This is a genomic window from Rothia sp. HSID18069, assembly GCF_003989155.1.
Lineage (GTDB): Bacteria > Actinomycetota > Actinomycetes > Actinomycetales > Micrococcaceae > Rothia > Rothia aeria.
On record NZ_RBMG01000001.1, the window covers coordinates 929199 to 943637 of the forward strand.

A 14439-nucleotide genomic window follows, 5' to 3' on the forward strand; every position below is an offset into this window, starting at 1 on the left:
TCTTAGTCCCACCAGAAGTACCACTGTTTGCTGTGGTGGATAGCGGTCGCTAGCGTCTCAAAACTGTCAAAAACCTGCGTCGGGGCGTCGCTGCAGAACGCAAATTGTTCAACCGCCAGCTGTTTTGCCTCATTAGGGTCGGTCACGGGGCGTTCAACATAGAATTCCAGCGTGTCGTGCCCGTCCAGCAATCCGGGTATCGCACCGTATTTTTGGTACCAGTAATGAGTGAATGCCAGCTGGCTTTCGGTGTCGGGGCAGTCATTCCACCCGCCAAAGGGCAGGTAAGCGGGAATATCCGCAGGGTTATCGGTTGGAACCTGAACCAGCAGAAGCTCACCTTCAGTTATGTTATCGCCGCCTTCAAACGAGTTGATGGTAACGAATACCGGCTGTTCAGTGTGCTCTATACCGTCAGGCAGGAACGAGGGTTCTTTGAAAGTTTCCACCATGTTTCGGAAAAAGGCCTCTTCGTCCTCAAGAAACAGGTCAAGGTTTTCCGCAATTTCCTTCTTCCCACGCTCTTCAACAGATAAATCCTTGAGGGAGGCACGGTATTTCTCAAGCATATTGTGGGTGTATGCTCGGGCGTGATCTGGGGTTATGAGGTCCAGCTCGTCCGGCAGGTTATGCTCATCTGCAAGCTTGAAAAGAATGTCTTCAAGCAAGGTGTCGGTGACGCGAACAAATACGGGCACATACCCCTGTTCTTTCCCTTGAGCCAGCAGCGTGTAGTAGCGGCCCATGATCTGCTCGGCCGAAGTACCTTCGGTGATACGCTCGTGCGGGTAGGGGAAGATGCGGGTATATTGTTCGTATACCTCAGTGGGAGTTTGTTCAGGCACTGTTCTTTCCTTCCAATAACGATTATTGCTACTAAAACCCTACAGAATGTTGCAGCCCTGTGCTACACGTCTGGTTATTCCCACCAAAAGTACCATTGACGGTTGCGGTATATCCCCTGTGCCAGTTCCTCAAAACTGCTGCAGATAGGCCCAACTAGTTCGGGGCAGAAAATATACTGTTCTGCCGCTAACCGTTTTGTGGCTTCGGGGTTGGTACTGGGTCGGGTGACGTTGAATTCCAGCTCTTTATCGCCTCCTACCGTTGCTATGTACGCCCCGTATTTCTCGTACCAGTAGTGGGCGATAGCCAATTGGGTATCGGTGCTGGGGCAGTTATTCCAGCCGCCGGTAGGCAGGTAGGCGGGTATATCGGCGGGATGCTGGGCGGGTATTTTTGCTATGACGATTAAGGAACCTGGCTGCGCCATGCCGTCTTCAACCTGGTGGGCTGCGAGGAAAACCGGTTCACTATCTGAGGCATCATTATGGAGCGTGAAATCGGGGTGATCGTAGAAATCAGCTAGTCCCCCACCGGCCCCCTGAAAAAGCGCGGCAGCCGCGGCGGGGTGAGTACCGGTGAAAGCTTGCTGCGCTATATCCATCGTGGTGGTGCCCCGCAGCGCCGAACGGTACTTCTCAACCAGCTGCTGTGTGTAGGCGGTAAGGGCGCAGGCGTCTGTCTGTTCTTGGGAGCAGCCCGCCCAGTCTGCAAGGTTCATCCGCATTGCTTCTAGCAGTGCCTCGGTGAGAGTTAGGATCACGGGTGTGAACCCTTCACGGACTCCTTCACTGAGAAGTTCGCGGTAGGGGCCCATTACATCCTGCGATCGGGTAGGGTTCTCTATGAGATGCAGCGGGTAGGGTAAAAGCTCAACGAACTTCTTGTATATGCCTGCCGCCATAGTGAGCCTTTCGTCAGTTGTGCGGGCATGACACTACCCTACCGAAGTTTTACTCGTAACAGTCGCAGCGTTGCTTTATTATTGCAGGCCGCCGCCCCAGTATACTCGCCCATAGTTTTGGGTGTGCTGTACCTCAGTTTACGACGTATTACGGGGTCGCGCTGCGCTGCGGGATGAGCATTTTAAGATGCGCATTTGCCCAAAGCGGCGTAGAGTAGAAAAAACGCTATTGAAGGAGTTCAATGATGACGAATAACTACTTCAAGGAAATGATTCGCCTGGCCGACAGCATCGCGGATCAGGCACACTCAGGGCAGACCGATAAGATTGGGCGTCCTTATATTACCCACCCGCGCCGTGTGGCGTTTGCGGTACGTAAGCTGGCCCCCGAGAATATGCGGGTTGAGGCGCAGATTGTGGCACTTCTGCACGACACAGTTGAAGACACAGGTGTGACACTCGATTATTTAGCACGCTACTTCTCAGTCAGTATTGTGGATGCGGTGGATGCCCTCACCAAACGCAAGGGCGAGACCTTAGAACAGTCCATAGCGCGGGTACGGGCAAATGAGCTTGCCCGGTTGGTGAAGCACGCCGATATTGCCGATAACACTGACCCGGAACGTACCGCCCTCTTAGATGAGGAAACCCGGGAGCGCCTAGCGAAAAAATACGCGAAAAGCCTCACCCTGCTCAGCCTCGGAGAATAATGAGGCAGCACTCTCAAACTATCCCATAGTTTAATAAGCTAACGGCATCGCCTTCTACTGTGAGAGTATCGGGCGATGCCGTTAGTTTTAAGGAGAAGCTCACGTTATCTGGTGCACAGATTGTACGTGGGCTTTTAGATATTGAACCCGAGCGCGCGCATCATATCGCGCCCGTCTTCAGTAATCCGTTCGGGACCCCACGGGGGCATCCACACCCAGTTCACGCGCCACTCGGCGACCACGTTATCGAGGTTTGCCTGCACCTGCTCCTCAATGACGTCCTGCAGCGGACATGCAGCCGTGGTGAGCGTCAAATCAAGGATGAGGGTGCCGTTATCGTCCCAGCGCATACCGTACAGCAGCCCAAGGTCGACGATGTTCACGCCGAGCTCCGGGTCAATAACTTCTTTGAGCGCCTCTTCGATGTCCTCCTGGGAGGGGCGTGCCTGCACCGTTTCAGTCATGATGCACCTTCTTTCGAAAGAGAGGTAGTGGTAAAAACTACTTCTTGCCAGTGTAGGCTACGTAGCCTTCTTCTTCCAGACGGTCAGCCAGCTCGGGGCCGCCCTGGTCGACCATCTTCCCATCCACAAAAACATGCACGAACTGCGGCTTAATGTACCGCAGGATACGGGTGTAGTGGGTGATGAGCATAACGCCCATGTCGTTCGACTCGTGGGCACGGTTCACGCCCTCAGAAACAACTTTCAACGCGTCCACGTCCAAGCCGGAGTCGGTCTCATCCAGGATGCCGAACTTGGGCTTGAGCAGTTCAAGCTGCAGAATTTCGTGGCGTTTCTTCTCACCGCCGGAGAAGCCCTCGTTCACGTTGCGGGACACGAACGTCGGGTCAATCTTCAGCTGCTCCATGGCCGCTTTCACGTCCTTAGTCCAGGTGCGCAGGTTCGGGGCTTTCCCGTCCACCGCAGTCTTGGCCGAACGCAGGAAGTTGGACATGGTGACACCGGGAATTTCCACCGGGTACTGCATCGCCAGGAACAGGCCGGCGCGGGCACGCTCATCCACGCTCATCTCGGTGATGTCTTCACCATCAAGCAGAATCTGGCCGGAGTCAATCTGATACTTCGGGTGCCCCGCGATGGTGGAAGCCAGTGTAGATTTGCCCGAGCCGTTGGGACCCATAATGGCGTGAATCTCACCGGATTTAATGGTCAGGTTCACGCCCTTGAGGATGGGCTTAGTGTTTTCGTCGTCCAGGATGACCGAGACGTGCAGGTCCTTGATTTCAAGGGTAGACATTATTTCTCCTAGTGGGGGGATGCTTAGTTGTTGCTGAGGGCGAGCTCTTCTTCGAGCGCATCGGTGAGCTGCTCTTCAAGTTCGGGCACACGGATCTGCTGGATCACTTCGTTGAGGAAGCCGCGCACCACCAGACGGCGCGCCTCAGCCTCAGGAATACCGCGCGCCTGCAGGTACCACAGGTGCTCATCATCCAACTGACCGGTAGTCGACGCGTGGCCCGCGCCCTCAATACGTCCGGTCTCGATCTCAAGGTTCGGCACCGAGTCTGCGCGGGGGCCGACCTCAAGAAGCAGGTTACGGTTCAGCTCGTAAGTGTCGGTGCCTTCCGCATCCTTACCGATCAGGACATCACCCACCCATACGGAGTGTGCGCCCTTACCTTGCAACGCGCCCTTATAGGTCACACGCGATTTACAGTTCGGTACGGAGTGATCCACGAACAGGCGGGATTCGATATGCTGACCAGCGTCCACAAAGTAGAGGCCGTACATTTCGGTTTCCGCCCCGGGCTGCGTGAACTTGGTGGAGGGGGTGACGCGCACCAGGTCGCCGCCGAGGGAAATGCACACATGTTTGAACCGTGAATCGCGGCCCAGCTTCGCGTACTGTGCGGAAGCGTGCACAGCGTCATCGTCCCACTGCTGCACGCAGATGACGCTCAGCTGCGCGGAGTCGCCCACCAAGAACTCAATATTCTGAGCCAGGGTCGCTGAACCGGTGTGACGAATCACCACAACCGATTTTGAGAACGGTTTAGCCTCAATCACCAGGTGCTGCGCGGCAGGATCCCGGTGGGTGCCGACAATAGCGATCTCAACCTGCTCGTTCAGCTCAGCCTCTGCAGGGATAGTCACTACGGTTGCGGTTTTGAAGTGGCTCCAGGCGTTTGCAGCAACACGGTCCTCAGGTACACCTGCCAGACCGATACGCTCATCCTCACGCTGCACCTCCTCAACCACTACCGCAGAGGGAGCGGTAATTTTCGGCGCGGGTGCGGAGTGTTCCAGGGAATCGGTGTGCAGCCCGCCTAAACGCTTAAGCGGGGTGAAACGCCAGTCCTCTTCACGGCCGGTGAGGGGGCTGAAGTCCTCCACCTTGTACGAGGTCATGCGCTCAGCACGGGAAGCATCAAGGGTTTTCTGCACGTTATTGGGGTTCGACCCCTGGTGGTGCTCCTCGGTGGCGCGCAGGATGGTGTCATCATGCACAAGCTCGCTGGCGAGCTTCTCACCTTCCTGGTCCATGCCGGGGATGATCGGGGCGTGATAGCCCAGGGTTTCTTCGGTGTTCGGCATTAGCCCACAGATCCTTCCATCTGAAGTTCGATGAGGCGGTTAAGTTCGAGCGCGTACTCCATCGGCAGCTCACGGGCGATCGGCTCAACGAAGCCGCGCACGATCATCGCCATTGCCTCGTCCTCAGCTAGGCCGCGCTGCATGAGGTAGAACATCTGCTCCTCAGAGACGCGGGAGACGGTCGCCTCGTGGCCCATCGTCACATCGTCCTCACGCACATCCACATAAGGGTAGGTGTCCGAACGGGAGACGGTGTCCACCAGCAAGGCATCACAGACCACCGAGGATTTGGAGTGTTTAGCGCCTTCACGTACCTGCACCAGGCCGCGGTATGCGCTGCGCCCACCGTTACGTGCCACCGACTTCGACACAATCGTTGAAGAGGTATTCGGGGCAATATGCACCATCTTAGAGCCGGTGTCCTGGTGCTGTCCTTCACCCGCGAAGGCAATCGACAGGGTCTCGCCCTTAGCGTGCTCCCCCACCATATACACTGCGGGGTACTTCTGGGTAACCTTCGAGCCGATGTTCCCATCCACCCATTCCATGGTGGCGCCCTCGTGGGCGACAGCGCGCTTAGTCACCAGGTTGTACACGTTATTCGACCAGTTCTGGATGGTGGTGTAGCGAACGCGTGCATTCTTCTTCACCACAATCTCAACGACCGCCGAGTGCAGCGAGTCAGACTTGTAGATGGGGGCGGTACAGCCCTCAATGTAATGCACATAGGACCCCTCATCCGCGATAATGAGGGTGCGCTCAAACTGGCCCATGTTCTCAGTGTTAATACGGAAATACGCCTGCAGCGGGATTTCCACGTGCACCCCCGGGGGGACGTACACAAACGACCCGCCGGACCACACGGCGGTGTTCAAAGCAGAGAACTTATTATCGCCGATGGGGATGATCGAGCCGAAGTACTCTTTGAAAAGCTCCGGGTAGTCCCGCAAACCGGTGTCGGTATCGACGAAGATCACGCCCTGCGCTTCCAGATCTTCACGGATCTGGTGGTACACAACCTCAGACTCGTACTGTGCGGCCACACCAGCGACCAGCGAGTTACGTTCCGCCTCGGGAATGCCCAGACGCTCATAGGTGATGCGGATATCCTCGGGAAGCTCCTCCCACGACTCCGCCTGCCCTTCAGTTGAGCGCACAAAGTACTTAATATTGTCGAAGTCAATCTCTGAGAGGTCAGCACCCCAAGTGGGCATGGGCTTGCGTTCGAAGAACTTCAGCGCCTTCAAACGCATGTTCAGCATCCACTCGGGTTCGTTCTTTTTCATGGAAATATCGCGCACAACGGCCTCGTCGAGGCCGCGCTTTGCCGCCTGACCCGCCACGTCAGAGTCTGCCCAGCCGTACTCGTAGTTACCAATACCTTCGAGTTCGGGGTTCATCTCCAGGATCTCTGAAATGACGGTGTCGTTGGCTTCGCGCTCAACTTTCTCGGTCATTACGGCCTTTCTTCGATGGGTGAATAAAATTTCTGTCCCGCCACCCGTGATTCATGTGGGCGCGGTGTTCGTGTGAGGTTCTCGCTCAGCGCGCTAGGCGCATCCTCACACCCCGATACTGGACTCCTTAGCGGGAGCGTTTCACGGGGTCGGATGCGGCGGTCGCTGCATCGGGTGTGCTTTCCGTGGCCTCGGGATGCGGCGCGGCGGATGTCTCCGGCTCAGCCGTCTCGGGAACCCGGTTAAGCGGAACGTGTGTGGTGCACACGTGTGCTCCCCCTGCCATGGTCGAAAGCCTCCGTACGTCAACACCCAAAAGATCGGAAATAATCCAGGTCTCTTGCTCGCAAAAGACCTGAAAGTCTTCGGCGAGATCACGTACGGGGCAGTGCCCCTGGCACAGCTGTATGCTGGCGAGGAAGTGTTCTGGCACCTTCCGCCCGGCGGGCGGTTCGGTGAACTGCGCGGTCGCCACGAAACCGTCACGGCTCATAGCCTCGGCGAGCGCTTTAGCCCGGGCTGCAACATCATCACCAGCTGCTTCCACCACGGGGCGGTAGCGGGCTTCCATTTCGGCGGCTCGGGCGGATGCGAATGCTTCAAGTGCGCTTTCACCGACGGTGTCGCGCAGCATTTCGAGGGCGTTTCGCGCAATGAGTAGATAGTCGTTTCCTAGGCGCTCGTGCCCTTGAGGGGCGATGACGTAGCGCCGGGCGGGGCGCCCTGCGCCCGCACCATACTGTTTGAGCGGGGCAACTTCGATCATGTTGGCCTGCTCAAGTGCGTCGAGATGGCGACGCACAGCGGCTGGGGTGAGACTCAGAAGCTCACCCAGATTAGCCGCAGAAACGGGACCGTGGTTGAGAACCCCGCGGAGGACTCGGTCGCGGGTACGTTCTTCAGCCTCTGCCTTGCGTGCGCCGGAGCTCGACTTCTTCGAATGTGGGGAGCTTGTCCCCTTCGCAGATGTCTTGTTCACGGAATACACAACTAAAGTATGTCCTAATTACTTCCCGGCTGGCTAGTAAGGTGCTCCTTCTCGCATAAATTAGTGCATTAAATGGGTAGAAAGGTAAGCATATATGACACACACCAGTGTTTTTGGGGAAAGAATCCCGCCCGCCCACCTGCACCCTTAGCCCACCGCTATGCAGCCTTGGACAACGCTCATATACCCCCAGAATGCGCCCGCGTCAGGGATTCGCACGCCGCTGAGACGGAGTGCCCTCGCCGCAGAACCGACACGCACGCGCTCGACTTAAGATAGTCTCTCTCAGGGCTTAAGATAGAGGGGTGGCTAAAGAAGATGTATCCGGCAAGACTGCACGCGGTAATGGCGATGGGGCAGCGCTGGAAATCGCCGACCTCGTTAAAGAGTTCAAACCTTCGCGTTCTTTCCGTGAGAAAAACCCCGAGCGTCTCACTGAGCGTGGCATGCACCGCGCCGTAGACGGGGTGAGCCTGCAGGTGTACCCCGAAGAGGTGACGGTGCTCTTAGGGGCAAATGGGGCAGGGAAAACCACCACCCTAGCCTGTGCCCAAGGGCTTCTGGCCCCCGACTGCGGAACTGTGAAACTTCTTGGCGAGAACCCTCTTCACGCCTCACCGGAGTTACGTGCCGCCGTTGGTATTATGCTGCAAGATGGTGGGCTTCCCAACGCTATGCGGCCCATCCCGCTGCTGCACCATGTGGCGAAAATGTACACTCATCCTGCCTCCGTTGATGAGCTGGTAGAAAGGCTCGGCATTGCATCTTTTAACGGCACCACTATTCGCCGTCTCTCCGGCGGGCAGAAGCAGCGGGTCTCATTAGCTGCCGCACTTATTGGGCGTCCCAGCGTACTGTTCCTGGACGAGCCCTCGGCCGGGCTTGACCCGCAGTCCCGCAACGTAGTGTTTGATATTATCCGGGAGCAGCGAAAGGCCGGAGTGGCAATTATTCTCACCACCCACCTGATTGATGACGCGCAGAAACTTGCCGATTATGTGTACATTATTGAAAAAGGCAAAACCGTTCTTGAGGGTACCGTCCCCGAACTGGTCGCCGGGGACGGCACCGCACGGTTACATTACACCCTCAACGCGCACACTCCTGCCCGGGAAGAGCTGCTGCCGGTAGGTTTGCGCGGCGGCGTGGAACTTATTGAGCACACCCCCTACACGCCGGGGACACCGGGTGAGTACGAGTTACGCGGGCCGCTCACCCCGGAGCACCTTTCGGCGTTCACAGCTGCGCTCACTGCGCACTATATAATGCCCATCAGTTTGAAGATGGAACCTAAAACCCTAGAAGACGTATTCCTCGACATTTCGGGACGTGATATTCGATGACTCAGACCGCACCAACCGGCCCCGCCTCCGAGTCGCCCGCCGAGGCTGATACGTTCACCGAACCGCGCGCGGCATCCGGGGTGCAGCGTGTGCTTGCTCAGGGCGGTTATGAGACGCTGGCCATGCTTAAAAACGGCGAGCAGCTCATGCTTAATATTGCTTTCCCCGTCATGGCGCTCTTTGCGTTGCGTTACACGAGCTTCCTTGATTCTTACGCCGAGGGTATGGGCACGACCCGCATGAACGTGGCTGTTCCCGGGGTGCTCGCGCTGTGCGTGATTTCGACTGCGCTCTCGGGGCAGGGTATCGCCACCGGTTTCGACCGGCGGTACGGTGTGCTGAGATTTCTTTCCACCACCCCCCTGGGGCGCAACGGCCTGATTATTGGCAAAGTGATTGCGGTTCTGACGGTGCTTGCCGTCCAGTTTGTGCTTGTGAGCATCGTGGGTTTCGGGCTCGGCTGGCGGCCCGATATTTTTCAGATGTACCGCTCGTTGAGCACGCTGCTGCTTGGTGCTGCGGCGTTCACCGCCCTGGGTCTGCTTATTGCTGGCACCGTGCGGGCGGAGGCGACCCTCGCCATTGTTAACATTGCGTGGGTTATCCTTGCCGGTGCCGGAGGTGTACTGATCCCCATTGACAGTTTCCCCGAAGTGTACCGCGTTATTGTTTCACTGCTGCCTTCGGGGGCGCTTGGTGAAGCCATGCGTGGCGACTACCTGAAAGATGTGTTCCTGCCGCTGCCGCATCTAGTGCTGCTGGGGTGGGCACTCATTGTGGGGTTCATTGCCTCCCGCAAATTTAAGTGGTCCGATTAGCCACTGATATTCTGGACTACGCAACCCCGCCACAGGTATCCTGCCGCTCTCAGCAGGCCGTGCCCTTGCAGCATGCAGACGCTCACACACCGTCGGAAAAGGTCATCATGATTACCACGCTTAAAGATAAGCTCTCCCCCACCGAATACACCCCCTGGGTGCTGTACACGGCGGTGGGCACCGCACTGGCTAACCTGTTACTGATCGTCACCGGTGCCGTGGTACGCCTTACTGGTTCGGGGTTGGGGTGCGACACGTGGCCGCGCTGTACCGACGAACAATGGACCACCACCCCGGCTCAGGGGATCCACGGCTTCGTCGAATTTGGTAACCGGATGCTCACATTTGTGCTCATGGTCATTACGGTGCTCGCGTTCTTTGCAGTACTACGGTTAGCCCTGCCGCAGGCTACAGTACGCTCCGTACTTCCCAAACTTTTTACCGGTCTGCGCACCCAAAATTCGCGGTACAGTGACCTGTTTAACCTGACGCTATTGCTGCTCTGGGGCATCCCCCTGCAGGCGGTTATCGGCGGTATTACCGTGTGGCAGCGGCTAAACCCGTGGATGGTGACCGCCCACTACATGGCCTCCGCCGTCATGATTGGCCTGGCCGCCGTACTGATTAATAGGGTGCGCCGCTACTTTAAGCCCGCCACTGCTGCAGCCGAAAACCTTGACAGCGCGTTCAGCGAAAAAGGCCGTGTTTCTGTCCAGGTGCTCGGGTGGCTTGGTTTGGTGCTGGTTGTGTTTCTTGTGTTTATGGGTACGGTAGTAACCGGGACAGGGCCGCATGCGGGAGACCCACGCACCCACCGCCACGATTTCAATCCAATAGTTATAGCCCGTTTGCACGCCTGGGCGGTGTGGGTATACCTGGTATCCCTCATGACCCTGTACCTGATAGTACGCGCATATGCTCTGCCTAAGGCGTATAAGTTCTCCCTTGCGGTGCTGACAGGTGTTATTGCCTGCCAGGGAACCATCGGGTACATCCAGTACAACACCGGCCTGCCTGCCCTCTTAGTGGAAGCCCACATGCTCGGCTCTGGGCTGTTTACGTGGGCCGCCATATCCCTCATTGAACGGCAGCTGACGCTCACCTCACGCACAGCGCGTGAACTGGCGCTAAGCCGCAGGGTGCAGCGCACCTCACCACAGTAAAACGTCAGGGGCGTCCCTCACCTATTACCCCGGTGAGGGACGCCCCGAACTCTATAAGACGCGCATGTGGGCACCTAGAAAATAAACGACTCCATAATAGGGCCGCCCACAAATGGGTCGATTGCCAACGCAATAAACAGGATTGTCAGATATGTGATTGAGCCGTGAAACACCACCATCGCGGTTCGGCTCGTAGCCTTCTGGGCCAAAGCCAGCAGGTGCAGTTTATGGCACTGGTACAGGAACCAGGCACCCACCGCCGCGGCGCTAAGACCATACACCCAGCCCGCGCCTCCTACAGGAACCAGCAGCAGCGAGCAGATCACCATAGCCCACCCGTACAGCACCACCTGGACTGAGACCGAATGCGCTGGGGCAATCGCCCCAAGCATCGGCACCCCTGCCGCCTTATAGTCCTCGGCATATTTCATGGATAACGGCCAATAGTGCGGCGGCGTCCACAAGAAAATTACCGTGAACAGCACCAGGGCTGGCCACTCAATGGTTTCCCTCACGGCCGCCCACGCAATAAACACCGGCATGCACCCGGCGATACCGCCCCACACAATATTCTGGGTAGTGCGCTTCTTCAAATACAGTGAGTAGAAAACCACGTACAGCAGGATAGCGACCACACCCAGCACGCCCGAGAGCGGGTTCACCATAAACCACAGGTAGGCCACCGAAACCACTGCTAACACCCAGGCAAACACGATAGCTTCCCGGTCGCTCAGCTCCCCAGTCACCAGAGGCCGCTTCTCGGTGCGCTTCATCTTACGGTCAATATCGCGGTCAATATAACAGTTAAATGCCCCCGACGCCCCTGCCGCCATAGCACCACCAATCAGGGTGTTCATCATGAGCCAGAAACTGGGCATACCGTGCGCAGCAAACATCATCGTTGGCGCCGTGGTGACCAATAGCAGCTCAATCACCTGAGGTTTCGTCAGGTGAATATACGCCTTTATTTTGCGCCTGAGGCCAACGGGCCCCTCAACTGTATCCCCGGCAGGGGCAGCAGGCGCGCAGGCGCGCACCTGTTGAATAGTATGACCCTTCACTGTGGGCTCCTTGGTGTGTGCGTGTGTGCACCCGTATTCCGCGTGGCTAGGGACTTTCCCAAGGCGCAACCAGCAGCGGACAAACCGCCGACCGAGGCGCCCATACACGGTGGAGTTACAGGCATGGCTACCTATATTGTAGGCCCGTGTTCAGCCGCTTACAACGTGGATGACTTTAAGCGGATAGCGTTCCAGCCCCGGTTTCTCTCCCATTCACCGCTTCAATAACCTTGGAGAGACTTCATCGTGGACTATCCTTATAGATGAAGCTGGTAGCCTCGCGTCATCACCCGTTCCCGGTCCGCCCACCACAGGCAGCAGCCCAACCAATGGGGGTCGGGAATAACGCATGCGTCATTGGGTTATACCGTTCAGAGGCGCGCACGGCACACTGCGCGGGCGCGCATCGTACAGATAATGAAGGGAAAATCACGTGCCAAACCTAAACGAGAAGCTGGAGTGGACCGACGTTGATCAGCGTGCGGTCGATACCGCCCGCATACTCGCCGCCGACGCTGTTGAAAAGGTAGGCTCAGGGCATCCCGGTACCGCCATGAGCCTAGCACCGGTCGCCTACCTACTTTTCCAGAAAGTCATGAACCAAGACCCAGGCGACGACCGCTGGCAGGGACGTGACCGTTTCATCCTCTCCCCCGGGCACACCTCCCTCACCCTCTATACCCAGCTCTTCCTCGGCGGGTACGGCCTTGAGATGGGCGACCTCGAATCGCTGCGTACCTGGGGTGCGCTAACCCCCGGGCACCCCGAATACAAGCACACTAAGGGCGTGGAGATCACCACCGGTCCGCTCGGCCAGGGGCTGGCATCCGCCGTTGGTTTCGCCTACGCTCAGCGTTACATGCGTGGGCTTTTTGACCCCAAGACCCCAGCCGGGCAGTCACCCTTTGACCATCACGTGTTCTGCATTGCCTCCGAAGGGGATGTGCAGGAAGGCGTCACCGCCGAAGCGTGTGCGCTCGCCGGGCATCAGCAGCTGGGCAGCCTAATTGTGGTGTGGGATCGCAACCACATCTCCATCGAAGAAGACACTGATGTCGCCTTCACCGAAGACGTTCCCGCCCGGTTCGCCTCATACGGCTGGGATGTTCAGAGCGTAGATTGGACGCGCACCGGCAACTATGTTGAAGACGTCGCAGAACTGTACGCCGCTATTGAGCGCGCAAAAGCCGTGACCGATAAGCCCTCGTTCATTGAGCTGCGCACTATTATTGGTTACCCGGCCCCGAATAAGCAGAACACCGGCGCGGTTCACGGCGCCAAGCTGGGGGCTGAAGAGGTTGCCGCCACGAAGGAGCTTTTAGGGTTCGACCCCGCCAAGAGCTTCTTCATTGACCAGCAGGTGCTGGATCACACCCGCGCCCTGCGTGAGCGTGGCGCTAAAGCGCACGAGGCGTGGGATCAGAAGATGGCCGCGTGGCGTGCGGCTAACCCCGAGGCCGCGAAACTGTACGACCGTCTGATCGCTGGCCAGCTTCCTGCAGACTACCGGGAAGCTTTCCCCGTTTTCGAGGCAGGATCATCGCTCGCGACCCGTGCCGCATCCGGCAAAGTCATTAACGCCATTGCAGGGACCTTCCCCGAGCTGTGGGGCGGGTCGGCGGATCTGGCGGGGTCGAACCTGACTACTATTACCGGCGCAGATTCCTTTAACCCGGTAGCGCGTACCACCGACGACTGGACGGGTAACCCGTACGGGCGTGTGCTGCATTTCGGTATTCGCGAGCAGGCAGCGGCAGCGATCGTGAACGGTATTGTGCTTTCCTCCCCCACCCGTGCGTTCTCAGGCACGTTCTTCGTTTTCTCCGACTACCAGCGCCCGGCGGTTCGCCTGTCCGCCCTGATGGGCATCCCGGCGCTGTATGTATGGACCCACGACTCGATTGGTGTGGGCGAGGACGGACCCACCCACCAGCCCATTGAGCACCTGAGCTCACTTCGCGCCATCCCCGGGTTTGATGTTGTTCGCCCGGCGGACGCGAACGAGACCGCTGTTGCATGGCGCACTGTCTTAGAGCGCCAAGAGCGCCCGGCCGGCCTGGTGCTTTCCCGCCAGAACCTGCCCGTGTGGACGCGTGAGGATGTACCCGGTGAGGGAGAGAAGTACGCCTCCGCTGAAGGTGCAGCACGCGGCGGGTACGTAATGGCAGATACGGAGGGCACCCCAGACGTTATTATTATTGCCACCGGCTCAGAAGTTGAGGTTGCTATTGAGGCCCGCCAGCAGCTGGCCCAGCAGGGCGTCTTCGCCCGGGTGGTGTCGATGCCGTGCCGTGAATGGTTTGATGAGCAGAGCGAACAGTACCGCGAATCGGTGCTGCCCTCTTCGGTGGCGGCACGCGTATCGGTTGAGGCCGGTGTTGCAATGAGCTGGCACGACCTTCTGGGGTCGGCCGGGCGCGCTGTATCAATCGAGCATTTTGGGGCTTCAGCTGATGCGAAGACCCTGTACCGCGAGTTTGGTATTACCCCCCAGGCCGTCGTGGCTGCGGCACAGGAGTCGATCAAGGCGGCCCAGTAACCCCATGCCTAGAGCTGCGGCGGTGGGGCGTCCAATGGCTAGATACCCCGCCGCC

The 14439-nt window shown here is 58.1% G+C and carries 13 protein-coding genes; 5 read left to right on the plus strand and 8 right to left on the minus strand.

Annotation, left to right across the window (positions count from 1 at the left end):
- Positions 1-2 precede the first annotated feature (2 nt).
- Together D8M41_RS04135 and D8M41_RS04140 are read right to left on the minus strand one after the other, a co-directional pair.
- The gene (locus D8M41_RS04135; RefSeq protein WP_126926448.1) at positions 3-845 is read right to left on the minus strand and encodes a DUF4253 domain-containing protein; all 843 of its coding nucleotides are present in this window, start codon (positions 843-845) and stop codon (positions 3-5) included.
- Positions 846-919: 74 nt separating this feature from the next.
- Positions 920-1747, minus strand: a complete 828-nt coding sequence (locus D8M41_RS04140; protein ID WP_126926449.1) for a DUF4253 domain-containing protein — start codon at positions 1745-1747, stop codon at positions 920-922.
- Between the two features lie 245 nt (positions 1748-1992).
- Here D8M41_RS04140 and D8M41_RS04145 point away from each other — a divergent pair, with 245 nt between their 5' ends.
- Positions 1993-2457 carry an HD domain-containing protein gene (locus tag D8M41_RS04145; RefSeq protein WP_081481231.1) on the plus strand — a complete coding sequence of 155 codons (465 nt, stop codon included), beginning with the start codon at positions 1993-1995 and terminating at the stop codon, positions 2455-2457.
- Positions 2458-2591: 134 nt separating this feature from the next.
- Here D8M41_RS04145 and D8M41_RS04150 read toward each other — a convergent pair whose 3' ends face one another.
- The 5 genes from D8M41_RS04150 to D8M41_RS04170 form a co-directional block, all read right to left on the minus strand.
- Complete coding sequence (locus tag D8M41_RS04150; protein WP_006887140.1) at positions 2592-2921, minus strand: metal-sulfur cluster assembly factor; 330 nt, start codon at positions 2919-2921, stop codon at positions 2592-2594.
- Positions 2922-2958: 37 nt separating this feature from the next.
- Positions 2959-3717 (minus strand): Fe-S cluster assembly ATPase SufC, encoded by a 759-nt coding sequence (gene sufC, locus D8M41_RS04155; RefSeq protein ID WP_126926450.1) that lies wholly within the window; start codon positions 3715-3717, stop codon positions 2959-2961.
- Between the two features lie 23 nt (positions 3718-3740).
- Complete coding sequence (gene sufD / locus D8M41_RS04160) at positions 3741-5015, minus strand: Fe-S cluster assembly protein SufD (protein ID WP_126926451.1); 1275 nt, start codon at positions 5013-5015, stop codon at positions 3741-3743.
- A complete protein-coding gene (gene sufB, locus D8M41_RS04165) occupies positions 5015-6472 on the minus strand; it encodes a Fe-S cluster assembly protein SufB (protein WP_006887152.1) in 1458 nt (485 codons plus the stop codon). The genes sufD and sufB overlap by 1 nt, the downstream gene beginning before the upstream one ends.
- A 127-nt stretch (positions 6473-6599) precedes the next feature.
- Positions 6600-7460, minus strand: a complete 861-nt coding sequence (locus D8M41_RS04170; protein ID WP_006887202.1) for a helix-turn-helix transcriptional regulator — start codon at positions 7458-7460, stop codon at positions 6600-6602.
- 305 nt (positions 7461-7765) lie between these two features.
- On the opposite strand from D8M41_RS04170, the gene D8M41_RS04175 reads away from it, so the two are divergent.
- From D8M41_RS04175 to D8M41_RS04185, 3 genes are all read left to right on the plus strand, one after another.
- Positions 7766-8803 (plus strand): ABC transporter ATP-binding protein, encoded by a 1038-nt coding sequence (locus D8M41_RS04175; RefSeq protein ID WP_126926452.1) that lies wholly within the window; start codon positions 7766-7768, stop codon positions 8801-8803.
- On the plus strand, positions 8800-9621 hold the full coding sequence (locus D8M41_RS04180) for an ABC transporter permease (protein WP_126926453.1): 822 nt from the start codon (positions 8800-8802) through the stop codon (positions 9619-9621). Before D8M41_RS04175 ends, D8M41_RS04180 begins: the two co-directional genes overlap by 4 nt.
- 107 nt (positions 9622-9728) lie before the next feature.
- Complete coding sequence (locus D8M41_RS04185) at positions 9729-10784, plus strand: COX15/CtaA family protein (protein WP_006887259.1); 1056 nt, start codon at positions 9729-9731, stop codon at positions 10782-10784.
- A 74-nt stretch (positions 10785-10858) separates the two neighbouring features.
- Here D8M41_RS04185 and D8M41_RS04190 read toward each other — a convergent pair whose 3' ends face one another.
- On the minus strand, positions 10859-11821 hold the full coding sequence (locus D8M41_RS04190) for a heme o synthase (protein ID WP_052029828.1): 963 nt from the start codon (positions 11819-11821) through the stop codon (positions 10859-10861).
- A 457-nt stretch (positions 11822-12278) separates the two neighbouring features.
- Between D8M41_RS04190 and tkt the strand changes: the two genes are divergently transcribed.
- Positions 12279-14384 (plus strand): transketolase, encoded by a 2106-nt coding sequence (gene tkt, locus D8M41_RS04195; RefSeq protein ID WP_006887261.1) that lies wholly within the window; start codon positions 12279-12281, stop codon positions 14382-14384.
- Positions 14385-14439 lie beyond the last annotated feature (55 nt).

Coding starts and splice junctions, on each gene's coding strand:
- D8M41_RS04145 (WP_081481231.1), top strand. CDS start 1,993: ATGACGAATAACTACTTCAAGGAAATGATTCGCCTGGCCGACAGCATC.
- D8M41_RS04140 (WP_126926449.1), bottom strand. CDS start 1,747: ATGGCGGCAGGCATATACAAGAAGTTCGTTGAGCTTTTACCCTACCCG.
- sufB (WP_006887152.1), bottom strand. CDS start 6,472: ATGACCGAGAAAGTTGAGCGCGAAGCCAACGACACCGTCATTTCAGAG.
- sufC (WP_126926450.1), bottom strand. CDS start 3,717: ATGTCTACCCTTGAAATCAAGGACCTGCACGTCTCGGTCATCCTGGAC.
- D8M41_RS04185 (WP_006887259.1), top strand. CDS start 9,729: ATGATTACCACGCTTAAAGATAAGCTCTCCCCCACCGAATACACCCCC.
- D8M41_RS04150 (WP_006887140.1), bottom strand. CDS start 2,921: ATGACTGAAACGGTGCAGGCACGCCCCTCCCAGGAGGACATCGAAGAG.
- sufD (WP_126926451.1), bottom strand. CDS start 5,015: ATGCCGAACACCGAAGAAACCCTGGGCTATCACGCCCCGATCATCCCC.
- D8M41_RS04180 (WP_126926453.1), top strand. CDS start 8,800: ATGACTCAGACCGCACCAACCGGCCCCGCCTCCGAGTCGCCCGCCGAG.